General features: G+C 69.5%; 22 protein-coding genes. 18 read left to right on the forward strand and 4 right to left on the reverse strand.

Translation table 11 applies throughout. The features are described from left to right. Nucleotides 1-81: 81 nt before the first annotated feature. The 3 genes from FBZ33_RS33455 to FBZ33_RS20110 form a co-directional block, all read right to left on the reverse strand. Nucleotides 82-447 (reverse strand): hypothetical protein, encoded by a 366-nt coding sequence (locus FBZ33_RS33455; protein ID WP_255508970.1) that lies wholly within the window; start codon nucleotides 445-447, stop codon nucleotides 82-84. A gap of 202 nt (nucleotides 448-649) precedes the next feature. Then, entirely contained in the window at nucleotides 650-1,087 is a 438-nt protein-coding gene (locus FBZ33_RS20105) for a hypothetical protein (protein WP_141910267.1), read from the reverse strand. Nucleotides 1,088-2,075: 988 nt separating this feature from the next. Then, nucleotides 2,076-2,501: a hypothetical protein gene (locus FBZ33_RS20110; RefSeq protein WP_141910268.1), complete on the reverse strand. Its 426-nt coding sequence runs from the start codon at nucleotides 2,499-2,501 to the stop codon at nucleotides 2,076-2,078. A gap of 150 nt (nucleotides 2,502-2,651) precedes the next feature. Between FBZ33_RS20110 and FBZ33_RS20115 the strand changes: the two genes are divergently transcribed. From FBZ33_RS20115 to FBZ33_RS20175, 13 genes are all read left to right on the forward strand, one after another. Next, on the forward strand, nucleotides 2,652-3,293 hold the full coding sequence (locus FBZ33_RS20115; protein WP_141910269.1) for a DUF998 domain-containing protein: 642 nt from the start codon (nucleotides 2,652-2,654) through the stop codon (nucleotides 3,291-3,293). 40 nt (nucleotides 3,294-3,333) lie between these two features. Continuing rightward, the gene (locus tag FBZ33_RS20120) at nucleotides 3,334-3,705 is read left to right on the forward strand and encodes a YciI family protein (protein ID WP_141910270.1); all 372 of its coding nucleotides are present in this window, start codon (nucleotides 3,334-3,336) and stop codon (nucleotides 3,703-3,705) included. A 67-nt stretch (nucleotides 3,706-3,772) separates the two neighbouring features. After that, nucleotides 3,773-5,011 (forward strand): RNA polymerase sigma factor, encoded by a 1,239-nt coding sequence (locus tag FBZ33_RS20125; protein ID WP_185755364.1) that lies wholly within the window; start codon nucleotides 3,773-3,775, stop codon nucleotides 5,009-5,011. A 791-nt stretch (nucleotides 5,012-5,802) separates the two neighbouring features. After that, nucleotides 5,803-6,519 (forward strand): hypothetical protein, encoded by a 717-nt coding sequence (locus FBZ33_RS20130; protein ID WP_141910272.1) that lies wholly within the window; start codon nucleotides 5,803-5,805, stop codon nucleotides 6,517-6,519. 401 nt (nucleotides 6,520-6,920) lie between these two features. Continuing rightward, the gene (locus FBZ33_RS20135; protein WP_141910273.1) at nucleotides 6,921-7,592 is read left to right on the forward strand and encodes a hypothetical protein; all 672 of its coding nucleotides are present in this window, start codon (nucleotides 6,921-6,923) and stop codon (nucleotides 7,590-7,592) included. Then, nucleotides 7,589-7,981, forward strand: coding sequence for a hypothetical protein (locus FBZ33_RS20140; RefSeq protein WP_141910274.1), 393 nt, complete (start codon nucleotides 7,589-7,591; stop codon nucleotides 7,979-7,981). Before FBZ33_RS20135 ends, FBZ33_RS20140 begins: the two co-directional genes overlap by 4 nt. A gap of 155 nt (nucleotides 7,982-8,136) precedes the next feature. Continuing rightward, complete coding sequence (locus FBZ33_RS20145; protein ID WP_141910275.1) at nucleotides 8,137-9,054, forward strand: MarR family transcriptional regulator; 918 nt, start codon at nucleotides 8,137-8,139, stop codon at nucleotides 9,052-9,054. A 94-nt stretch (nucleotides 9,055-9,148) separates the two neighbouring features. Further along, a complete protein-coding gene (locus FBZ33_RS20150; protein ID WP_141910276.1) occupies nucleotides 9,149-9,826 on the forward strand; it encodes a GGDEF domain-containing protein in 678 nt (225 codons plus the stop codon). 251 nt (nucleotides 9,827-10,077) lie between these two features. Further along, nucleotides 10,078-10,515, forward strand: a complete 438-nt coding sequence (locus FBZ33_RS20155) for a hypothetical protein (protein WP_255508971.1) — start codon at nucleotides 10,078-10,080, stop codon at nucleotides 10,513-10,515. 213 nt (nucleotides 10,516-10,728) lie between these two features. Next, nucleotides 10,729-11,127: a hypothetical protein gene (locus tag FBZ33_RS20160; protein WP_141910278.1), complete on the forward strand. Its 399-nt coding sequence runs from the start codon at nucleotides 10,729-10,731 to the stop codon at nucleotides 11,125-11,127. 134 nt (nucleotides 11,128-11,261) lie between these two features. Continuing rightward, nucleotides 11,262-11,675: a hypothetical protein gene (locus FBZ33_RS20165; RefSeq protein WP_141910279.1), complete on the forward strand. Its 414-nt coding sequence runs from the start codon at nucleotides 11,262-11,264 to the stop codon at nucleotides 11,673-11,675. A 114-nt stretch (nucleotides 11,676-11,789) separates the two neighbouring features. Then, nucleotides 11,790-12,884, forward strand: coding sequence for a M23 family metallopeptidase (locus tag FBZ33_RS20170; protein ID WP_141910280.1), 1,095 nt, complete (start codon nucleotides 11,790-11,792; stop codon nucleotides 12,882-12,884). Between the two features lie 124 nt (nucleotides 12,885-13,008). Next, nucleotides 13,009-13,533 (forward strand): LysR family transcriptional regulator, encoded by a 525-nt coding sequence (locus FBZ33_RS20175; RefSeq protein ID WP_185755365.1) that lies wholly within the window; start codon nucleotides 13,009-13,011, stop codon nucleotides 13,531-13,533. A gap of 80 nt (nucleotides 13,534-13,613) precedes the next feature. On the opposite strand, the gene FBZ33_RS20180 is transcribed toward FBZ33_RS20175, so the two are convergent. Beyond that, nucleotides 13,614-14,555, reverse strand: a complete 942-nt coding sequence (locus tag FBZ33_RS20180; RefSeq protein WP_141910282.1) for a phosphotransferase — start codon at nucleotides 14,553-14,555, stop codon at nucleotides 13,614-13,616. Nucleotides 14,556-14,925: 370 nt separating this feature from the next. Here FBZ33_RS20180 and FBZ33_RS20185 point away from each other — a divergent pair, with 370 nt between their 5' ends. The 5 genes from FBZ33_RS20185 (at nucleotide 14,926) to FBZ33_RS32840 (ending at nucleotide 21,506) form a co-directional block, all read left to right on the forward strand. Next, the gene (locus FBZ33_RS20185) at nucleotides 14,926-15,597 is read left to right on the forward strand and encodes a hypothetical protein (RefSeq protein WP_141910283.1); all 672 of its coding nucleotides are present in this window, start codon (nucleotides 14,926-14,928) and stop codon (nucleotides 15,595-15,597) included. A gap of 62 nt (nucleotides 15,598-15,659) precedes the next feature. Next, nucleotides 15,660-16,754, forward strand: a complete 1,095-nt coding sequence (locus FBZ33_RS20190) for a DUF4314 domain-containing protein (protein ID WP_141910284.1) — start codon at nucleotides 15,660-15,662, stop codon at nucleotides 16,752-16,754. 406 nt (nucleotides 16,755-17,160) lie between these two features. After that, nucleotides 17,161-18,309 (forward strand): AAA family ATPase, encoded by a 1,149-nt coding sequence (locus FBZ33_RS20195; protein ID WP_255508972.1) that lies wholly within the window; start codon nucleotides 17,161-17,163, stop codon nucleotides 18,307-18,309. 11 nt (nucleotides 18,310-18,320) lie between these two features. Next, nucleotides 18,321-19,952: a VWA domain-containing protein gene (locus FBZ33_RS20200; protein ID WP_141910285.1), complete on the forward strand. Its 1,632-nt coding sequence runs from the start codon at nucleotides 18,321-18,323 to the stop codon at nucleotides 19,950-19,952. A gap of 246 nt (nucleotides 19,953-20,198) precedes the next feature. Continuing rightward, on the forward strand, nucleotides 20,199-21,506 hold the full coding sequence (locus tag FBZ33_RS32840) for an HAD domain-containing protein (protein WP_255508973.1): 1,308 nt from the start codon (nucleotides 20,199-20,201) through the stop codon (nucleotides 21,504-21,506). Nucleotides 21,507-21,551: the final 45 nt, after the last annotated feature.

The raw sequence follows: 21,551 nt of genomic DNA on the forward strand, positions 1-21,551 counted from the left end.
TGCCAGGGATTTAAGCTGATCGCATTCCTGTCAGGCTGGAGGTGCCCGCCGTGGTCGGTTCTGGTGCTTCGGCAGGAGGCGTCACTGCTCGACGCGCAGGGCCCATCTCACGTCTGCTGAAGTCTCGACCACGATCTTCATCTGACGCTCCGCAAGAAGGTTGATCTGATTCTTGCTGACGAAGATTTCCTTACCGCACTCGAAGGTGAATTTGTCGAGTGGCTCGAACTTGACAACGAGTGAGCCGTCGCCCTGGCAGTTAAGATTGATCCACAGTTCGCCTCGATCGGCGCTGATGCGTCCGGCTATGGCAGGCCCGGATTGTGGCCCAGCGGCCATTAGCGTGGTCAGGCCCCGCTCGACGGTGGGTAGGCCAACTTGACTGGCGGCGGAAGGAGAGGCTGATGTTGTTGATGCAGGCGAATTTATGGTTGCAGCGGGCTCCACGGTCGAGCTTGCAGCGGGACCGGGGCTAGTATCCGATCCATCTGTGCAACCGGCCAGAGCAATTGCGCAGAAGATAAGCGCGAGCCCTCGAGTCACGGGCGGCGGCATATGCACTCCATCGTTTAAACAGATATTGATTCTATCTAGTTTGCTGGGCTCGCCGGGAACGCCGCTGTGAGGAGCGACGTTCCCGGCTACATCGTTACGAAGAAGTTTCCCAGTAGCGCCAGCCGACGGCGTTGTTGGGGATCTTCCCGCCAGAACCCGACGACAGGCGCGTGACGCTGCAGCTGGGATTGACGCGGGAGTAGGTCCAGGACACGGTGTGACCCCAGGAGCCGTACTGCATGTTGCCGTACTTGCCGCTGGCGATGTCCCGGCTGTACTGGTGCCCGACGGTGATCTGCTTGCTCGCGGTCGCACTGGCACTGACCTCGACCTGGGCCTGTGCGACAAGTCCCGAGATGGTAGCTCCGGCGCTGACCGAAGCCGTGGCGCTGATAGTCGTTGCGCTCTGTACCGACACGGTCATGTTTCCGCCAGGGCCGTCTTTGTAGTAGGTGCTGCTCGCCGGTAGGTGCGTCGACGATGACGAGGTGATGTCGTAGAGGAATTCTTGGGGACAAGCGAATGGCGCCATGGGTGGCGGAGAAGGCTTACTCGCCGCCGCTGCCGGTCCAGCGGCAGCATTCAGTGCCACCGCGCCGGACGCGACAACGGTCGCGACGATAATTGCCGACCTTCTGGCTGAGCTGACGAGCCGAGCGGAAGTTCCCAACACAATCCTCCATTACTGTGATCGAATGGCCGAAGCCAAAGTGATTCGGGCCCTGGCCAGGCGCGCGACCGAATCTGTGCTGCAGACGCTAACGGTCCGACATGTGCCACACAAGCCCTTCAATCCCGGCTAGCCCGCGGCAGATACTGCGCTAATCACCAAACGTGTTCTTACGACGGCCGCAAATCGGTCATCCCTTACGCATCGAGCAGTAACCTGACCTGTCAGCCTCGGGTTCGTGACCTAAAGAAGTCGACCTGCGATCCGACGAAATTCTGCGCCAGGCCCCAGGCCCACCAGCACGCCTGTCCGGGACGGACGCCCGGATCGGCCCTCCTGGCACAAGGTGCCTTGCCCGCGAATCGGAGCACATCTCGGCGGGGTGTGCGTCGCCGCGAGGCGGCCGTCGGCACGAGGATCGGCGCAGCCCGTGGCGAGGACGTCGTGGTGGTCCTCACCCCCCGGCGGCAACCCCTGATGTTGAGCGTGCCGAGTTGCTGCACGAACACTGCTGGCTGTCTGGCCGGGTTCCGGCTGTCGTTGGTGTCCGACACGTCGGTGAAGCAGCGATGCTGCTGCGCGAGGTGATGACCCCGACGCCGCTGCGCGAGGAGTGGAGCGAGGACACGCGGTGGTGCTCTCCGCGGATCCCCGCGCGGGTCGTGGTGACGTGGCTGCGAAAGAACTGGCGGGTATGCAGTACCTGTTGGCACGAGACCCGGGCCTCGGCCCTCGATCCTCGACGGGCAAGGCCCGCAGCGGTCGGACGAATAGGCCGGAGAGCAATGACCTTCGTGATGCGTGAGGGATGCTGCCTCCGGCCGTTCAGGGTCGGCGTGGCCTTCCGATGTCAGATCCGGGTCATGGTGGAGGCGTATCCGCCTCCACCGGGGTGGGTCCATGCGCCGGTAACCGTGGTGTCGTCGGCGCTGAACGTGCCCTCGTAGTAGGCGGGACCGCCCTTCGCGCCGGCCCAGATGGTCAGCTTGTCGCAGACGAGTTCGTAGACGTAGTCGAAGGTGTTGCCGGCCGCGTCGTAGAACCGCGACACCACGTCCGCGCCGACCGGCTCGCCGAACGGGTGTAGGTGTCCGATGACCTCCAAGCCAGTGACCGGCTGCCCGAACTGGCTGAGTTCCACGTGCTGGAGCAGGAAGAACCGGCCTGCCATCCACTCGTACCGCACGGTTCCCTCGGCGCCGCCGGTCACCGACCAGGTGCCGACCAGACGGTCCAGGGCCTGCAGTTCGACGCTCGGCTCGGTGTTCTCAGACATCGTGTCCTCCTTGATGAATGCTTGCCGATACCTCGAAGGCGGCACCCGCGCTTTGACACCCACTGGGCGTAACTCAGGTCACATCGTGGTCGTGTCGGAATCCCCGGATCGGCCACGAGGTAGCGGCAGGAACTCACCAAGGAGGAAGTCATGGCCACCGTCGTCGCCACCGTTCCCGCCATCCGCCGCTCGTCCGACCGGCTGCTCCTCGCCGGCGCCCTTGCCGGGCCGGTCTTCTTCGCCTCGGCCGTGACGCAGATGCTCACTCGTGAGGGCTACAACATCACGCGGCACCCGATCAGCCAGCTCGCCACCGGTAGCCTCGGCTGGATCCAGATCACCACGTTCGTGCTCGCCGGTCTCGGCGGCCTGACGCTCGCCGCCGGTATCCGGCGCACGCTCACCGAGGGAACCGGCCGGCGTGTGCTGCCGATCTTCGTCGGGATCTTCGGTGCCGGTCTCGTCGCGGCCGGCGTGTTCACCATGGATCCGGAGCACGGCTTCCCGGTTGGGACCCCCGACGGGCCGGTCGATCAGATGTCCTGGCACAGCATCGCGCATTCGGCCGCAGCCGCCATCGCCTTCACCGCACTGGCCATCGCCGCCATCGTGCTGACCGTCCGCCACGTCCGTCGTCGGGCCGCGCTGCCGGCGGTGCTGAACGGCGTCGCCGCGCTCATCCTGCTGCTGCCCATGTCGCCGAGCCACATGAGCATCCAGATCGCCGTGAACGGCCTGGTCGCCTTCACCTGGACGACGGTCCTCGCCCTCTCCCTGCACCGTTCGTCCTGACCGGCGTAACGTGATCTCCCGCGCAACAACAAGGATGACCATGAAGTATCTGCTGCTCAGCTACACGCCGGCCGCCGCCTGGGACGCCGCGACAGCCGACACCCCGTCCGCGGAGGCGCTGGCCGCGTTCGCCGCGTACCAGCAATTCGAACAGGAACTGATCAAGACCGGCGAGTTCGTCAGCAGCGAGGGTCTTGGCCACCCGGCCATCAGCACCACGGTCCGCAAGAGCCCGGCCGGCGTGGTGGCGACCGACGGACCATTCATCGAGCTCAAGGAGGTCCTGGCCAGCTTCGCGGTGATCGACGTGGCCAGCCAGGAACGCGCCGTCGAGATCGTCTCGCGGATGGTCGAGGTGCTGGGAGAACCAGTGGAGATCCGGCCGATCATGGGCGCGGACTTCGCGGCATGACCGATTCCGCTGAACGCTGCCATCCGGAAGCGGCGAACCGGGAGGGCACAAGAACGGCAGACCCGGCGTGACGCCGGACGTCGAGCACCTGCTGCGCACGGAGGCGCCGCAGGTGCTCGGCGCGTTGGTGCGGCGCTTCGGCCACTTCGCCATCGCCGAGGATGCGGTACAGGAAGCACTGCTCGTCGCGAGCCGGGCGTGGCCGACCAACGGCGTGCCGGAGAACCCGCGCAGCTGGCTGATCCGGATCGGCTACCGGCGAATGGTCGATCTGCTCCGCACCGACCAGGCCCGACGCCGGCGCGAGCAGCACGCGGGCATGACCGAGCTGGCGATGCAGGACCCGGCCCGCCAGGCGCACCCTCCGCTGGAGACCGATGACAGTCTCACGCTCCTGCTGCTGTGCTGCCATCCTGCGCTGAGCCCCAGCTCCCAGGTGGCGCTCACTCTGCGCGCGGTCGGCGGCCTGACGACCGCGGAGATCGCACACGCCCACGGGACGACCGAGAGCACCATGGGTGCGCGGATCAGCCGCGCCAAGCAGCAACTGGCCCGCGCCGGCGCCCGCTTCACCCCGCCCACTGACGCCGATCGGGACAGTCGGATGAACGCCGTGATGCAGGTGCTGTACCTGATCTTCAACGAGGGCTACACGGCCTCCACCGGCGACGAGCTCGCCCGCATCGACCTGACCCGCGAAGCGATCCGGCTGACCCACATGCTCCGCGACTCTCTGCCGGACGACCCCGAGGTGACCGGCCTGCTCGCACTGATGCTGCTCACCGAGTCGCGGCGCACTGCCCGTACCGACGGCGACGAGCTGGTGCGGCTCGACGAGCAGGATCGGACACAGTGGAATACCGCCCTGATCCGCGAGGGCACGGAACTGATCGACAGCGTCTGGCACCGACGCGAGATCGGCACGTACCAGTTACAGGCGGCGATCGCCGCCGTGCATGCCGCGACCACGTCGCCGGAACAGACGGACTGGCCACAGATCGCGGCACTGTACCTGTGGCTCGAAAGGCTCAACCCGACCGCGCCGGTACGTCTGAGCCGGGTAGTCGCGGTCGCCCACGCCTACGGGCCGGCCCGAGGACTGGCGCTGCTCGACGACCTCAACCGGCGCTACCAGCTCGATCAGGAACCCCTGACCCGACAACGGGAACGCGCCGTGCGCGCCCACCTGCTCGAGATGACCGGCAACCCGAGCAGCGCGGCGGAACGGTACCGCGAAGCAGCGGCCCTGACGGAGAACCAGGTCGAACGGCGATACCTCCTCGGCCGGGCCCACCGCCTCGGCTGACCGGTCATCGGCCCCGGGCTGCGACGGTGGGAAACATCGGCAACCCTCTCCCCGCCACCTCCGCAACGGCCGCCGGAAATGCTGGCGTCCGGGAAGCGACGTTCACCGACACAGTGTCTGCAACGTCCATGCCACCGGCAGACAATCGCAGGCAAAAAGTTGAAAGCTGATCTTCGGTGGAATCTGAGGCGACTCTGACCCCCCTGCCGCCCGAAGGGCGGCTGACGTTCGCACGTCGGAGATTAGGATGGCCGATCACCTCGCGGCTCCCTCCTCCATGGCCGTCTTTTGCGCTCAACTGGGCCATCTATCGCGCTCAGTCACAGCCAGCGCGCCGACACCCTGCCAGAGCGAGCACCGCCAGCAAGCCGACTACCGTCGCCGACGTCTGTCAGCAAACGAGATCATCTGTGATAGTCGTGAAGGCTCACAGCGTCCGCGGCGACGAGGGCTCCGCTACGAGCCGGAATGTCTCACAGCGCAGGTCAGCCCCACTTCCTGGCGATCAACTCGTCGGATCGGCCTGACAGAACAGGCCGCTACCGTTCACGGCACTAACACCACCTCATAAATCTCCACCCCGGTCCGGTCCCACCTCGGAACCACCGCCGCACCTACCAGGTGCGCCCCGCCCACCCGCCCCTCCCGGGGCCGGTCGGCGCCGCGCCGCGCGGCGACCCCAGGTCGCACCGCACCAACCCGCACCGCACCTCTCCCGCAACCGACCCATGCACCCAGTGGGCCGGTCATCTGCGCGCGCCCTCACGCGCCAACCCCAAGGAGGACCACCCATGCCCAAGAACCCGACCCGGAAGGCAACCTCGCCGGCTGTCACACCGACGGCGACGATCCGCACCATGATCGTCTGTGTGCCGGGCGACCTGCCCCGCGAGTCCCTGACCGCGCACCAGCTCGACCGCAACTTCGGCGTGCAGGGCACGCTGTCGCCCCGCTTCTGGGCCAGCCCCGCCCTGCACCTGTGGCAGCGCAGCCAGATGTTCGGACTGCGCAAGGGCCGCCCGGCCTACTGCGCCGGCGGACCAGCGCGACTGCTCGACCTGACCGGCATGCGCCAAGCCGCCGGTGTCGGGGCGGGCATCCGCCATCAGGTGTTCAGCCGCGCCGTGCACGGCACCCGCAACGCCACCCCGTGGCACGTCTACGAGGCCCGCCACCTGGCCGACCCGCAGCAGTACCCATGGGACGCGGCCGTCGCGGACTTCACTCATCAACCCCGGGTCAACGCCATCCGGATGCACAACGCCGCCACCTACGGCGCCGGGCAGATCCGCCTCAGCGAACTGGAGATGTACCAGGCCGGCTGCATGGCCTACCAGCACCACAGCGCCCTGACCGCCCTGGCGGGCGACGCGCTGATCACCGCCGAAGGGGCGAAGCTGGCCCCGGCCAGCGACGCCATGGCCGACCGGGTGACCTACCTCGAACAGGCCAACCGGCTGCTCGACGCCATCGACCCCGACCAGCGACTGCTCGCGGTCGCGCTCTGACAGAACCGGCCAAGAGGGAGACACGCCCGACGGGCCCGTCATCGGTCCTACTGCTCCACAAGGTCAGCGCCTGCGTCCGCGCCCCGCGAACCGCTAGCCGTCCACGCGCAGCTCATCGCGCAGCGTCGGGTTCCCCGCACGCAATGGCGCACCGCCCCGCTCACCATCCCGGCGACCGGCTCACGGCGTCGGCAGAAACCCCGCGATCCGCCGCATCTCGCCCGGCGTGCCGGCCGCCCCTGGCAGGGGCGCTGACAGCGCTGCCGGCCAGCGAGACGGCCGCCCTTTCCCTCTTGCGCATAAGCCGGCGAGCGCTGGCACCAACCCCCTCGCACCTCACCGAGCCGTCGGCGGCCAAGCCCTGGTCGTCGTCATCACCCTGCCTGAAGGGACACCGCTCCATGATCCAACTTCCGATCTGCCCCGTCTGCAACGAGCCGGTGGCAGACCAACCCGCCACGCACTGGACCAACGCCTACCGCGGCGGTACCCCGTGGTGGCATCTGACGGACAACAGCCCCATCTGCGCGGCTGCCGACGGCCAACACTCCCAGCCGACCCTCGTCGCCGACCCGCTTCCGGTCGATAGCCAGACCAACACTTGGCTCGATGACATGAGCCGCCTGTTCGCCGTCGACGGTCCCTACGACCCCGCCCGACTGGGCAGCGCCATCACCGCCGCCGAGCACCTCACCCGCTGGCTGCACACGGCCACCGGACCGTTCAGCGCGCTGCTCACCCTGCCGACGCCCTCCGAGGTCACATCCCTGATCGGGCACCTACACCGCAGCACCCGGCTGCTCGCCCGGGTGCACGCACAGACCGGCTCTTACCTCCTCGACCAGGCCCGCCAGGCACACCTCGCCAGCGTCGATGACAGCGAAGGGCGCAGCGAGGTCATCGACGCCGCCGACGACATCCGCGCATGGTTGCAGGACGCGGCCGACTGGCTCGCCCAGTCGGCGCAGGCGTCAGGGGTCGCGTGGTCCAGCGCCCGCACGGTCACGGCCGCGAGTCACCTCGGCGCCTCCTCCACCCCCGGCGGCACCGACGGCCAGGAGGGCCAGCAGTGACGACGCCTGACTACACGCCGCGTCAGGGCAGTACAGCCGTCTTCTCCGGTCGGTGGCTGCGCTACGAACCGGTCCCTGGCTTCCACCGCTACCACGAGGGCTACCTCGCGACGGTGGCCGGTTGGTGGAACGGCAGCTTCGAACTCGCCCTCGACCACGAGGCCGTGACCGCCCTTACCCAGACGTTCGCCGCGATGGCCAGTTACGTCGGTGGTGACTGGCGCACGGTCGGCTTCGACGGACACACGCTCACCATCGCCCGTCCGGTGTCCCTCGGCGGCGACGTCCACCTCGTGAAGCCGACCGGTGGGCGGTATCGGATCGGCTGGGGCCTGCCGTGGTTACCGGTCGACTCGAGCCGCTGCGACCACGTCTTCGGCCAGCCATAGCCGCACCGCCTACCAGCACGGGGCCTGGCAGGTTCCGCCCCGAGCGTTGACGGCATCCCAAGATTCGTGACCGCACTTGATCACGAGCGCTGTCGAAGCGTGGATCAGTGCACGCCACATCCCGGCAGACGCAACAGCAGCCACAGGGAGGACTCATGGACAACACGACCGACCAGACCGGAGTGCCAAGCGCGCTCGACAAGGTCGCCGCCGCTCTGGCAGCACTTGACCAGGACACGGCCGCCGCGATCGCGCAGCGCGCCGGCGTCGGCTACTCGACGGCCACCAAACGACTTCGCACCCTTGCAGAGGCAGGCCAGGCTGAACCGTTGCGCGTCGACGACGGCCGCACGCTCTGGCGGCACCTGTCGAACACGACGACCAGCACCGACAGCGACGACCCGCCGGCGACCACGACCGACGCCAGGCGCGACCCGCCCCCCGCATTGACAGACGACAACGCTGACAAGGCTTACGGGCCGGGCGAGGCCCTCGGCCCGGCAGAGGCGGCGAGCGCCGCCATGCCGGCGGGACCGGACGACGAGTCGACCAGCCCCCAGCCGGACGACGAACGCCGACCAACGCCGGACAGCGACGCGGGCCAGCCAGCCCAACAGGATCCACCCGCCAAGCCGGACAACGTCCCCGACGCACCGACCACAACGCACGCGGAGGCCGGCGAGGCTTCCCCGGCCGACGCCGAGAATCCGGCCGCAGCCGACGCGTCCGGTCAGGCAGACCCCGGGCCCAGTCTGGACCCGGCGGGCAGCGACGAAACCGTTGCGTCCAGCAGCCCATCCGAGGCTCCGAGCGCGTCAGGTGCCGGGAAGCCGCGCCGGTCCAAGGGCAGCCTGCGCGGGGCCATCCTCGACGTGCTCGAAGCCCATCCCGGGCAGCCGTTCAAGACCAGCCAGCTGTGCAGGGCCATCGACCAGGCGAACGAGGGCACCGACTCGGCCAAGGCCAGCGCGGGCGCCGTCGTCAACGCCGTGCACAAGCTCGTCACCGATGGAGTCGCCGTTCAGGTCGCCGAGAAGCCGGCGACCTTCCAACTCGCTCCGACAACCACCTAGCAGACCCGTTACCGCTGGTAGCCCGGGGCGGGCGTCGAACTTGGCGGAACCACGCCCACCCCGGTGCTCCTTAAGAGACAAGGAGCGACGTCAAGTGTGTCACCTGAGCTCGTACCTCGCGGCGGCCGGCGGAGTCCTCGCCGGTCTCGCCGTCGCCGCGGCACTGCTCGCCCGGCAGCGGCGAATCATCGACCATCAGCGACAGGCGTTGGCCGCCCGCGACCGCGACCGGACCTTCTGGCATCGGCTGGCCACGCACAACGACACGACCGAGCTACCGAACCGGCGGGCCCTGTGGACCCATCTCGAGGCCACGTTCTCGCTCGGGGAACCGCTCGGGCTCGTCCTCATCGACCTCGATCGGTTCAAGCAGGTCAACGACACCTACGGTCACGAGCACGGCAATGACCTGCTGCACGAGGTCGGACGCCGCCTGACCGGCCTTGGGCCGTCGGTTGCCCTGGCCGCGCATCTCGCCGGCGACGAGTTCGCCCTCGTCGTGCACGGCGACGACGGCGAGATCGAGACTGCCGCCGAGGCCGCCCACCGGCGCATCTCGACGCTCCCGTTCGAGATCGCCGGGCAGCAGGTGATCGTCGCCGCCAGCGTCGGCTACGCGCTCGCCGAGCCGGACATGCTGCCCCGCGATCTCCTGCACGCCGCCGACCAGGCCATGTACCTGGCCAAACACGAGCGTTGCGGCATCCGCGCCCACGACCCGGACCACGCGACACCGCCGGGAATCGTCATCCGCTACCGCGACCTGCGGTAACACGCGGCCTGGCGCCAACCGCACCGTCCCTGCACGCACCAGAAGCCCCGCAGGCCCATTCGGCCTGCGGGGCTTCGCGTATGTCAAGGAGCCCCATCCCCGTGATGTCCTTCCACGCCGTTCACACCCTGACTGGATGCCTGCTGAACGTCGAGGCCAGCGCCGAGCTTGCCGGCTGGGGCCGCCCGCCTCTCCTGTTGCTCGTCCAAGACCGGCCGGCCCCAACCGCACCGCACGGCACGAGACGCCAGATGCGCGCCGTGCACCTGCCGCTCAACGACACCCGCATGGGCCGCTACCGCGCCGGACTCGCCGACCTCCTGCCAGACCTCGCCACCGCGCTCGACATCAACCAGCCGGTCGCCCGGCCCACCCTCGCGGCCTGCGTCGACATCGGCCTGATCACGGACCTCCTCGCCGATCCCACCCCCGGACTCCGCCTGCTGGCCTGGGCCCTCTGCTACGAGGACGTCCTCGTCGAGTCCGACGACCTGCACGAGATCCGCCGCGTTGACGCCGTCGACGCCGACCGCCGCGGCTACCGGATCACGAGGCTGCGGGGCGAACCGCACCCCGTGGTCCGCATCGACGACCACGTCGACCACGACGCAGCGGCCACTCGCTCCGCACTGACGCGTCTCGTCGAGACCACCAGCAGGCCCGGTCGAATCACGCCGACGGCCTCCTGACGCCGCCGACGCCAACCGGGAGCGCGGGTCCGAACCTCATCCGCGCGCCGCAAACCGTGCCCTCCGGCACCACCCACGCAGACGACTTGACCTTTATCGAGAGAGAAGCGTCGATCAGCTAGGTCATTGTCCGGGGCTGCCATCAGGCATAACACGACCGGCCCCGACCGGACGGTGGCCCCTGCCCGAAACTTCGACGGAAGGTCACCCGCCATGTCTGACCGCAGCCGAACCCGCCCGTCCCACCGCGCCCTTGTCCCCCGTGACGTCACCGACCCCCTGCTGTGGCGGCTGGCCGTTGACGTCCTCACCGCCCACCAACCCGGACCCGGCAACCGGTGCGCCAACCTGCAGTGCGCCGACCAGAGCGGGCCGTGTTCGGCCGCCAGGCAGGCACAACGGGCGATGCGCGCCGCGCGAGCCGCACAACCGCCACAGCCGGCACCCGCCCGTGAACCCACACCACAACGGCCGGCCCGCGACTCCCTCAGATTCGTCGGCTGGTTCGCCAACGGTCTCGCCGCCGCTGCCACGCAATTACTGCCGCGGGTCCCGCAGCGGCTGCCCCGCCGCGTCCCCGGCGCGACCCTGACCGCCGCCTCCGCCGCGTAGCCGCAGCCCGGACGCAACGACCGACGCCGTCCGGCCCGGACCAAGAGCCGTCACACCTTCGACCGCGTGGCCCACTACGGCCGCGCGGTCGTCGCCGTACCCGAACACACCACCACGACGAGGAGACACGACCCGTGGGAACCATCTGCTACGTCAGCGCCATCGATCCCGCCCAGCCGAGCACCGTCCACGCCCGTTACGTCCACTTCGACGGCTACCCCTTGGCGTTCATCGCGCACCTGCGCGGCATCTGGGCCAGCACCGCTCGCCGCGACACTCAGGCCCTTATCGACGCGGTCCTCGCTCACGACTGGTTCTACCTCGGATCCGACGTCACCCCAGACACCCGGTCGTTCCCCCACCAGCACCCCGTCGGGGGCGTCGGTGTGACGTTGGACGACAGCGAGCCGGAGCCCGCCACCGTCTTCCCGCTCAGCCGCGCGGTCGACCTCGACGCCTCGTGGATCTACGTGATCAACCCGGCCGACGACACCGTCACCGTGCACACCGGCGACGGCGATCCGGTCGATGTCCACAGCCTCGGCTAGCCGGCAATCAGGAGGACCAGTCATGCCCGGCCACGCCTCTCCCCTCGTCCAGCGCCACTTGACGCTCTACCGCGCTCCCTACCTCGTCTATCCCCTCGTCCGCTGGGGGCCGACGTGAAGCTCCGATCTCTGGTGTCAGTCGCGGTGGCGCTCGTCGCCGTGTTCATCCTCTGCGCCGGTGGGCTCGGCGGATTCCTCGCCGACGGCTCGGCCACCGCCGGATGTGTCCCCATGGTCACCACTGCCGGGTCCACGTCAGACAGCACGGCGTCGCCACCCGGGCCGCCGATCCTGTGGCCGGCGATCGGTGACTGGGACAGCGACCAGGTCGCCAACGCCGCCGCGGTCGTCACCACCGGCGATCGCCTGGGGCTACCGGCGCGCGGTTGGGTGATCGCGGTCGCCACCGCCATGCAGGAGAGCAGCCTGCGGAACCTTGCCGGCGGCGACCGGGACTCCGTCGGGCTGTTCCAGCAGCGCCCCAGCCAAGGGTGGGGCACCCCCGCCCAACTTCAGGACCCCGTCTACGCGTCGGAGAAGTTCTTCGACGAGCTGGCCGCGATCCGCCGCTGGCAGGCGATGCCGCTCACCGAGGCCGCCCAGGCCGTGCAAGTCAGCGCCTTCCCCGACGCCTACGCGACATGGGAGGGACCAGCCACCCAGCTGGTCACCGCGATCGCCGACACCGCACGCATTCCCACCGACGGCCTGGCCGGGTGCGGGGCCACCGGCCCATGGACGCAGCCGGTCCTCGCCCCTGTCGGGTCGGGCTTTCGTAGCTCGGAGCGGCCCGGTCACGACGGCGTCGACCTCAGCGCCTCGCGCGGCACCATCATCCGCGCCGCGTCCGCCGGAACCGTCCGCACCGTCCGCTGCAACGCCGTCCACGCCGACACCGGCGCCGATTGGGGCTGCGACCGCGACGGCGACCCCGCTCGCATGCGCGGGTGCGGCTGGTACGTCGACATCGACCACGCCGGCGGCCTGCTCACCCGCTACTGCCACATGGACCAACCCCCGATGGTGACGCTCGGGCAGCCGGTCGCCGTCGGCCAGCCCATCGGCGTCGTCGGCTCCACCGGCCACAGCTCCGGCCCGCACCTGCACTACGAGGTGCACCACAACGGCGATGCCAGCCCGAACGGCGCGATCGACCCGGTGCCCTTCATGGCCGCACAGGGCGCCCCGCTCGCCATCAGACCCTTGTAGGTTCTCAATGAATCTTTCGGATTCTCATCGATGTGTCGGTGGAGATGTCGGTTTCCGACATTCTGCTGAGAACCGGTCGGTGTGGCGGGCGGGGCACGTATCGCTTGCCGTTGATGATCCGGCCATGAGAGCGCAGGCCGCCGCTCGTCAACCGTCCATAGATCCCGACTGGCTACGCGAACAGGCCGGCACCCTGCAACGCTCGAACGGCGACATCGGCGCCGAGCTCGGCATCAGCCACGAAACTGTCCGGCGGCACCGCGAACGCCTCGGCATTCCGGCACGTCCGACAGGATCCGCCGGCCACGCCGTCCAGACCCGGCGCCACCCCGACCTGCCGGCCGACATCCGACAAGCTGTCGAAGGCAAACGCCACGGATGGCAACGACTACGCCGTTTCCAGCAACTCGCCACCCACCCGAGCGTCAACGCAGCCGCCCACGCACTCGGCCTGCACTACCAGAACCTGTTCCTCCAGATCGACCAGCTCGAAAGCGGTATCGACGGTGACGGCTGCCTGATCATCCGCACCAACAGCCGTTACCGAGGCATGCAGCTGACGCCGCGCGGCCAGCGGCTACTCGACCACCTCGCTGAACCCCTCGTCCAGCAGATTCTCGACCGCTACGCACCAGTGGAGGTCAGATGACCAACACGACTCATGCCCAGGCCCGTGAATCCGCCAGCCTTCCCGCTGGCAGCCGGACACCGGCGGCCATCCGACACACGTCAAACACTGTCCGGTACGCCATGCCCAACCCAACGCCGGACCTGCTCGGCGGCCTGGTCAGCAACGGCATGCCCCACCGGGCGAGTCAGCAGTTCACTCAACGCGAACATGTCCAGGACCCGCCCCAGATAGGTCCAGTTCTGCACCAAGGGCAGGTCTGCGGGCTGCTGCTCGGCGAAGCCCGCCTGGAAGCCATCCAAGAACCCGGCGGGATAGTCAGCGCCAAACCTGGCCATGTTCGCAGCATCGCCATACGGGCAACCGGAATAACTGAACTCCCAGTCGAGCAGCGCATCCACTCGCCAACCGCCGCCCACCCGAGAGACCAGGATGTTCTTCGGGTTGATGTCGGCATGCACCAGCCGAGTCTGACCGTCAATGCCTTCCAGCGCCGTCGCGTGAGCCGCGCACAACTTCACCCAAGCACGACGCGTCTCGCCGTCGAGCCGGCTGTCGGGAACCGCAGCCATACAACCCTCGGCGACCTCCACCAACTGCTGCGACCAAGGGCGCTCCTCCTTGACGGTGAGATCCCCGTCCACGAAGAAACCTCGTCGGTCGAACGTCGCACCAGCGACTCGCGCTACGACCCGTCCAACCTCAGCCCCCAGCTCACCCGCTTCCACCCGCCCAAGATCACCCCTAGCGAGCACTCCACTCAGCGCGACACCGTCCACATACTCGATGACCATCGCGGGTCGCACTCGCCCGTCTCCGGCGGGCATGACCAACAAGACGTCCGGGACCGGCACATACCGGCGGGCGACGTCCATGACCCCCGCCTCAACCGCCGGGTCAGCTCCTCCGAACCGGGCAACGACCCGACGGTCAGCAAGCGTGAGCAGGCAGGTCTCGTGAGAGAAACCGCCCGCCAACACAGATGTCGTTACGACCTTGCTACCCAGGGCCGCCGCGATTCCCTCAACTTCCTCGATCCGCATCGGCCCAGTCAATCAAGACACCACGACATCCGTACCGAACCATGCGCCGGCAGCTCACCCCGATCCCACGGCACCGCCACCAACCGGACGGGGCCGCCTCGACTACGCCCACCGCAGCGGCGTCGCGCCGCCACCCAAGAGCCCAAGGTCATCAAGAAAACGACAAACCGATGAGAACAACCAGACGACAAACCGATGAGAAACCACCAGCCAAGCCCAGGTCAACCGACACGAGGCCGACAAGATCAACGAGAACCTACAGCCCTAGCGGCGATACCAGCGGCCCCATGGTCACCCGACTCGACGGCCGTCCCGCCCGCGGACGACCGCCGCAACCCCCCATCCACGCATCCTCAAGGAGGAAAGGCACGTGAGCACACCCGTACTGATCGGTGTCGCCGCACTCCGCGGCACGTACACCGCCCGCTCCATCCAGCTCGGCGAGGACCCGGAGGTCCTAGTGCCGCTGCTGCGCCGGATCTGGACCGACACGTTCGGCCGCGACACCGACGCCTTGGCCGCCGCGCTGCTGGCCCGCAACTGGTGGAGCCTCGCGGTCAACCCCAAGCCTCGGCGGTGGCACCGGCAGCCGCCCGTAGCGGGGCTGGGCTACCCGGCCGTCACCGGGAACGACACCATCCGGCAGGGCTCGCTGCGGGAGGACCTCGACGGGTTCGACGAGTGGATGTACCTGCTGCGCCTCGACCAGCGGCTGCTGGTGGTGTACGAGGCGACGGTCCACGGCCGCTGGCTGCGGCACAGCGTCCACCACCTCGACCCGGTCGAGGACCTGTTCGTCACCGCACCCGCCCTCGACGAGGGCGGCCCGGAGATGACGGTGTGCACCGTCTGCGGCGCGGTCGACGAGATCGACCACGTCGAGGTCCCGTCCATGGCCGGCTACGGCCACGACACCGCCACCAGCTGCACCCGCTGCAGCTCCTCGGTCACCACCGACCCGATGTTCGGCGCCCACCTCACCCGCAAGCCCTGGCCACCGCACGCCCCCACCACGGGTGACGCGACAGGCGGCACCCGATGAGCACGCCCAACCCGCCGCCGCCCACCAGCCGCGTCCCATCCACTCGCCGATCGGAGAGCACCATGACCTACCAGCCCGGCCAGCGCGTCGCCCTGGTCCACACCAGCGACCCGTACACCCAGTTGCGGCCCGGCGACACCGGCACCGTCCGCCGCCACGACCAGCAGCAGAACATCGTCGAGGTCACCTGGGACAGCGGCTCGGCCCTGTCGATGTGCCTCGACGCCAGCGACCGCATCCAACCGGTCACCACCAGCCCGCCGCCCGCCGGTGGGCTGGTCGCCGAGGCCGCCGGATGGGCCGCCGCGCTGCAGCGGATGCGCGCCGCCGGCATCGAGGCCGGCCGCACGGCCGCCGAGTCGTGGGCACAGGACACCATCGGCGTCCGGGCCAGCGGCGACACCCGCCTGGCCGCCCGCCAGGTCCTGGCCGGCATCAAGGACGGGGATCCCGCCGTTCTCGGCGCCCTGCCCCGCTTCACCTTGGCCGGGGAGGCGGTCGATACCGCTGGATGGGAGCTGTTCGCCGACGCCACCGGCGACGTCAGCGGCTGGTTCGGGCTGGGCATCCAGCAGCGCGACGAGGCGATGGCCGTCTACCGCGACGCCTTCGACACCGCCGCCACCGACCGGATCGCCGACCTCTGTCACCTCGCGGCCAGCCCCACAGGCCGCGACGTGTCGCACCTGCGCCCCGCGAGGGTCCGTGTCGGCGACATCGGCGTGTTCTCCGGCGACTGGGCGTTGGCCACCGGCCCGGACGGCGGCGACCGGTTCGCGGTCGGGTTCGTCGGCACCCTGGTCGATTACTGGAACGGGTGGGCGGTGTTCTCCTGCACCCGTGCCGTGGCCGAGGCGATCGTCACCGACCAGCAGCGGCACCGCGACCAGTACCGCCACAGCCTGCGCGACGAGGGCGTGCCGGAGGACGAGCTGGACCGTCGGGTCAACGCCGAACTGGCCAACCTGTCCTTCGACGGCGACGTCATCGTCGCCGACCAGCGCACCACGTCCGACGACCCGGACGCCATCGAACGCATCGCCCCCGACGGCGACGGCCGATACGTGGTGATGGGCCGCAGCTGGTGCTGGGAGGCCGTCGACCCGTACGCGTGCGACCGGATCGTCGGCGACCTGCCCGACCCCGACCAGGCGTAGGGCGCAGATCTACCCCGGGCCGGCACCGGCACAACCACCGCAGATAAATGACGCCGACCAGGAATCGAAGCAGCTTGCGCAGGTCGGACGCCGGCCTGCGACTCCCGAATCCGATCGCGCCTTACCGCCGGTAGGCGCTCGACCTGAAGACCGCTCCGCGTAGCCGAACACCGCTACGCGCGCTCTTCCCGCCCGCTGTGGCCCACCAACGCCGCCGCGCGCCCCGGGAAGGAGCGCGCGGCGGCACATTCGCCAAGGAGCACCCCATGCCACACCTGAGCACATCAGTCCGCCGGCCGCTGCCTAGCCACGCGCCGGCCCCGCAGTCGCCCGGATACGACTCGATCACCCGCGGAACCGCGGGTATCGGTTGCACCCCTACCGCAGCCATCGTCGGAGGTGCCCGGTGACCTCGCCCGCTCGACCCGCCAAGCCCAAGGCCAAGCCCCGGCCGATGTTCGGGCCGGTCCTGGCCCTGCTCGCGGCCGAACCGCACCGCGCCTTCTCCATCGGCGACCTGGGCAGGGAACTGCCCGGCCGCTCGTCCGGGGCAATCGGATCCGTTCTGAACCGCCTCGTCGACCGTCGTTGGGCGACCATGTCCACCGGATCGCCCCGCCGGTACACCATCACCGCCGAGGGCATCGACGCGTTCACCGCGGGAGCCGGCACCAGCCGCGCCCCCTCCGCCGCCCCCGGCACGCCCACGGCGACCGCCGCGCCGGCACCTGCCCCGACCGGCCCGGTTCCCCCGCGTCCCGGCGCTGTCCCGCGTCCCAACGGGGTCTGGTACCTGCCCCGCCAGCTCGGCGACAGCACCGACGTCGAGGTGCTGCGCCAGCTGCGCCGCGACACCATCCCGGTCCTGCTCTACGGGCCACCCGGCACCGGCAAGACCAGCCTCATCGAAGCCGCCTACCCCGATGCGATCACCGTCGCCGGGCACGGCGACACCACCGTCGAGGACCTCGTCGGCAACTACGTCCCGCTTCCCGACGGCGGCTTCGCCTTCGCTTACGGGCCGCTCGTGAGCGCCATGCGCGCCGGACGCGCCCTGTTCATCGACGACGCCACCCTCATCCCACCCCGCGTGCTTGCCGCTCTGTATCCGGCGATGGACGGCCGGGCCATCATGACCATCGCCGCCCACCACAACGAAGTCGTGACCGCCACCGACGGGTTCTTTGTCTGCGCCGGCCACAACCCCGGCGTGCACGGCGCGATCCTCACCGAAGCCCTCGCCTCCCGGTTCTCCGTGCACATCGAGGTCACCACCGACTTCCAGCTCGCCCGCTCCCTCGGCGTACCCAACGGCGCAATCGACGCGGCGATCACCCTCAACACGCGGTTGCGCAAGCACGACATCGACTGGGCGCCGCAACTGCGCGAACTGCTCGCGTTCAAGCGCGTCACCGAGAGCCTCGGCCTCGCCGCCGCCGTGGCCAACCTCGCCGCGATCGCACCCGAGGCCGACCGGCAGGCCGTCATCGAGGCCCTGCAGCGGGCCTACCGCGGCACCACCATCACTCCCCTCACACTCGGCAAGCAGAAGTAAGGCAGGCCGTCATGACCAGCGTTTCCGCGCACCTGCGCCCCTCCGGCGCCAGCCCCGCCTCCACGACCCCGGCCACCTCACCGTGGCGCCGGTGGTCAGCGGCTTGGACCAGGCAGGCCGCGACACTGACCGGCCGACTCGACGCCAGCGTGACCGTCACCCCGGCCGACGGCGGCCCACCCGGCTTCAGCTACCCCGCCACCGCCCAGATTCAGGTCGACGCCGACCTCATCGCCGACCCGGCGATCGCCGACCCCCGCCGGCCCGGGCACCGGTCGAAGGTTCCCGTCGCCTACGGCGTCCTGCTGCACGAATGCGCCCACGTCATCCACTCCCAGTGGGATCCACCGCCCACCGTGGCGCCCGTCGTCCGGGAAGCCGCGCTCCTGCTCGAGGAGTCCCGCATCGAACGACGCTACCGCGACAACCGACCCCGCGACCGGCGATGGCTACGCCGCGCCATCACCAGCATCATCGACCCCGCCGACACACCCACCGACACCCTCTGGAGCGCCGCCTACGCCGCCGGACTGCTCCTCGCCCGCGTCGACGCCCGAATCCTCTACCCCGCCGACGTTCGCGAGGCACGACGCGCCATCACCACGGTCCTCAGCCGCAAACTGATCCGGGGCCTGCGCGCCATCTGGCGGGAAGCCCACACCATCGGCGACACCGACACCACCCGCATGATCGAACTCGGTGAGCGCTGGTGCCGCCTACTCGGCATCGACCCGACCATCAACCCGGGCCTGCCCGCCGACGACGCCGCCACCAGCGCGATCGCGGCAGCCATCTCCGGCGCCCTCGACACCATCCTCCACAACCCCGCCGACACCCCCGAACCCGCAAGCGACAGCAGCCGTCCCCACCCACCGGGCATCCACGTCGACACCGACACACCGATCACCTGGACCGAACGCGACGCCCGCGACGCCGAACGCCACGCCGCCAACCGCCTCACCGCCCTGCTGCGCCGCGCCCGCCACCGCGAACCCGCCCGCACCCGCGAACCCAGCAGCGCACCGCCCGGACGGCTGCGAACCGGCGCCGCGGTCACCCTCGCCGCCCAACGCGCGGCCGGGGCCATCCCCACCGCCCAACCGTGGCAGCGCACCGTACGCCGCCCCGTCCCCGACCCCGAGCTAACCGTCGGCATCCTCATCGACGCATCCGGCTCGATGGAGGACTTCGCGAAACCCATGTCCTCCGCCGCGTGGATCGTCGCCCACGCCGCCACCCGCGCCGGAGCCACCACCGCGACCCTCGCCTACGGCGACCGAATCACCGTGCTCATCCCACCCGGCCGCCGCCCGACCACGGTCCGCGACATGCAAGCCGACGCCGGCACGGAACGGTTCGTCGAAGCCTGCGCCGAAGCCGACCGACTCCTGCACCTGTCCACCCCCGGCACCGGACGGCTGCTCGTCGTCGTCTCCGACGGCCACTACGTCAACCCCGACGAAAGCCAAGCCACCATCACCCGCCTCCACCACACCGGCTGCGCCATCCTCTGGCTCGCACCCGACAACAAAGGCTGGCCACCCAGGGTCTACGACAACACCACCACCATCACCGTCGACGACCCCACCACCTGCATCAACCTCATCGGCCAAGCAGCCATCGAAGCCCTGACCAGGGCCTAAACCCGCACCCATCGCGGGGCCTCGTCGACACAGGCCGCAGCGGGGATGGAACCCGACCACATCGTCAGGACCGCCCCCGCTGTCCACCCGCAGGTCCATGACCCGCAGCCCCCCGACGCACAGCCGAACCCCGCGCACGACTTGTCTCCGTCGCCGCATGGAGCGTCAATTCGCCCGAGACCTTCGGGTCAGCTGTCGCGCCCTGCACCAAGGCGACCCCACGCCCACAGACTGAGGAAAACAAGCATGTCTGCCGCTGAACCTGCCCCGTCGCCGCCCGAACCAATCTTCGTCGACCGCCACGATCTGCCGTACGTCGAGCGCCCCTGGGGGCCGATGTACCTCTCACCGTGCTGCCTCGCGGCCGTCACCATCTTCATCGATGACGGCGTCCTCTATTGCAAGAAGTGCTACCAGGGCGTCGACGAGCGCCTGGCCGCCATCCCCGAGCCGCGCGAGCCAGCCTTGCCGCTGCAACAGCAGCGACGCCGAGCCGGGACCGCCGCAGCACACCGGGTACGACCCGTGGTCGCGATCGACGTCGACGGCGTCCTCAACCCCGACCACCAGGCCACCGCCTGCCAGCTCGGCTACCACCGACACCACTACGACGGTCCCGGTCCCACCGGCCAGCACGTCTCCGGTGAGGTGTGGCTGCACCCCGACCACGGCGCCTGGCTCCGAGAACTTTCGCGCGACGCCGACCTCGTCTGGTACACAAGTTGGGGCGCGATCGCCGCGACCTGGATCGCACCCCGGCTCGGCCTACCGGCCGACCTGCCGGTCATCGACGTAGGCGATGGCGGCGTGCGGTTCGGCCGCCAGCTCAAGCTCGCCCCGCTGTACCGCGCCGTCGGCGGACGGCCGCTGGCCATTCTCGACGACGGGTTCGGCGGCCGGGATGCCGCAGAGGCCACCGACCGCACCGCGTGTGGCAACGTAACCCTGCTGGTCCCCGTCGACAGCGCCACGGGTCTACAACGAGGCCACATCGATCAGATCATCCACTGGCTCAGTCAGCTTCCTACCGATGCGCAAAAGGCGCATGTACCGCGCGATACTGCGATTGGGTCGGCTGCACCTGACGGAGGCGACACGTCATTGGATGCGGCCCAGGACCTCAGCGTCGGCGATCCGGTGCTGCGGAAGTCACGAGTGCTGTCCAGGCAGTGCCGCACGTGCATCTTCCGGCCCGGCAACCTCATGCGCCTTTCCGAGGGCCGCCTCCGTGAACTGGTCGCCGAGGCACGGCGCGACGAGGGGTTCGTGGTCTGCCACGACACCCTCCCCTACTCTCAGTTTCCAGAGGCCAAGCCGGCTATCTGCCGGGGTTTCGCCGACCGCTACTCGACCCAGGCGCTCCAGGTGATTGAGCGACTCTTCGGGTTCGTGGAGGTTGAGCCACCCGGCGAGGACGCGGGCGGGACCGACGCCACCGCGCCACCCCAACCGCCACCTGGCAGGTCACCAACGCCGGCGGCACCTGGAGTCGGTACGCCGCCGGCGACCACACCCCATCACCCTGACACCTCGCGCCGGTCTTCACATACATGACGGCACGGCCTTGGCCACCTCACTTGCGCCGATCGATGGTGGCAT

The organism is Micromonospora sp. A202, assembly GCF_006715105.1.
Taxonomy (GTDB): domain Bacteria; phylum Actinomycetota; class Actinomycetes; order Mycobacteriales; family Micromonosporaceae; genus Micromonospora; species Micromonospora zamorensis.

What these genes read in the sequence shown, in the direction of transcription:
- FBZ33_RS20130 (WP_141910272.1), top strand. Translation starts at nt 5,803, where the DNA reads ATGCCCAAGAACCCGACCCGGAAGGCAACCTCGCCGGCTGTCACACCG.
- FBZ33_RS20115 (WP_141910269.1), top strand. Translation starts at nt 2,652, where the DNA reads ATGGCCACCGTCGTCGCCACCGTTCCCGCCATCCGCCGCTCGTCCGAC.
- FBZ33_RS20190 (WP_141910284.1), top strand. Translation starts at nt 15,660, where the DNA reads ATGACCTACCAGCCCGGCCAGCGCGTCGCCCTGGTCCACACCAGCGAC.
- FBZ33_RS20110 (WP_141910268.1), bottom strand. Translation starts at nt 2,501, where the DNA reads ATGTCTGAGAACACCGAGCCGAGCGTCGAACTGCAGGCCCTGGACCGT.
- FBZ33_RS20105 (WP_141910267.1), bottom strand. Translation starts at nt 1,087, where the DNA reads ATGGCGCCATTCGCTTGTCCCCAAGAATTCCTCTACGACATCACCTCG.
- FBZ33_RS32840 (WP_255508973.1), top strand. Translation starts at nt 20,199, where the DNA reads ATGTCTGCCGCTGAACCTGCCCCGTCGCCGCCCGAACCAATCTTCGTC.
- FBZ33_RS20160 (WP_141910278.1), top strand. Translation starts at nt 10,729, where the DNA reads ATGTCTGACCGCAGCCGAACCCGCCCGTCCCACCGCGCCCTTGTCCCC.
- FBZ33_RS20175 (WP_185755365.1), top strand. Translation starts at nt 13,009, where the DNA reads ATGAGAGCGCAGGCCGCCGCTCGTCAACCGTCCATAGATCCCGACTGG.
- FBZ33_RS20155 (WP_255508971.1), top strand. Translation starts at nt 10,078, where the DNA reads ATGCGCGCCGTGCACCTGCCGCTCAACGACACCCGCATGGGCCGCTAC.
- FBZ33_RS20180 (WP_141910282.1), bottom strand. Translation starts at nt 14,555, where the DNA reads ATGCGGATCGAGGAAGTTGAGGGAATCGCGGCGGCCCTGGGTAGCAAG.
- FBZ33_RS20135 (WP_141910273.1), top strand. Translation starts at nt 6,921, where the DNA reads ATGATCCAACTTCCGATCTGCCCCGTCTGCAACGAGCCGGTGGCAGAC.
- FBZ33_RS20145 (WP_141910275.1), top strand. Translation starts at nt 8,137, where the DNA reads ATGGACAACACGACCGACCAGACCGGAGTGCCAAGCGCGCTCGACAAG.
- FBZ33_RS20120 (WP_141910270.1), top strand. Translation starts at nt 3,334, where the DNA reads ATGAAGTATCTGCTGCTCAGCTACACGCCGGCCGCCGCCTGGGACGCC.
- FBZ33_RS20200 (WP_141910285.1), top strand. Translation starts at nt 18,321, where the DNA reads ATGACCAGCGTTTCCGCGCACCTGCGCCCCTCCGGCGCCAGCCCCGCC.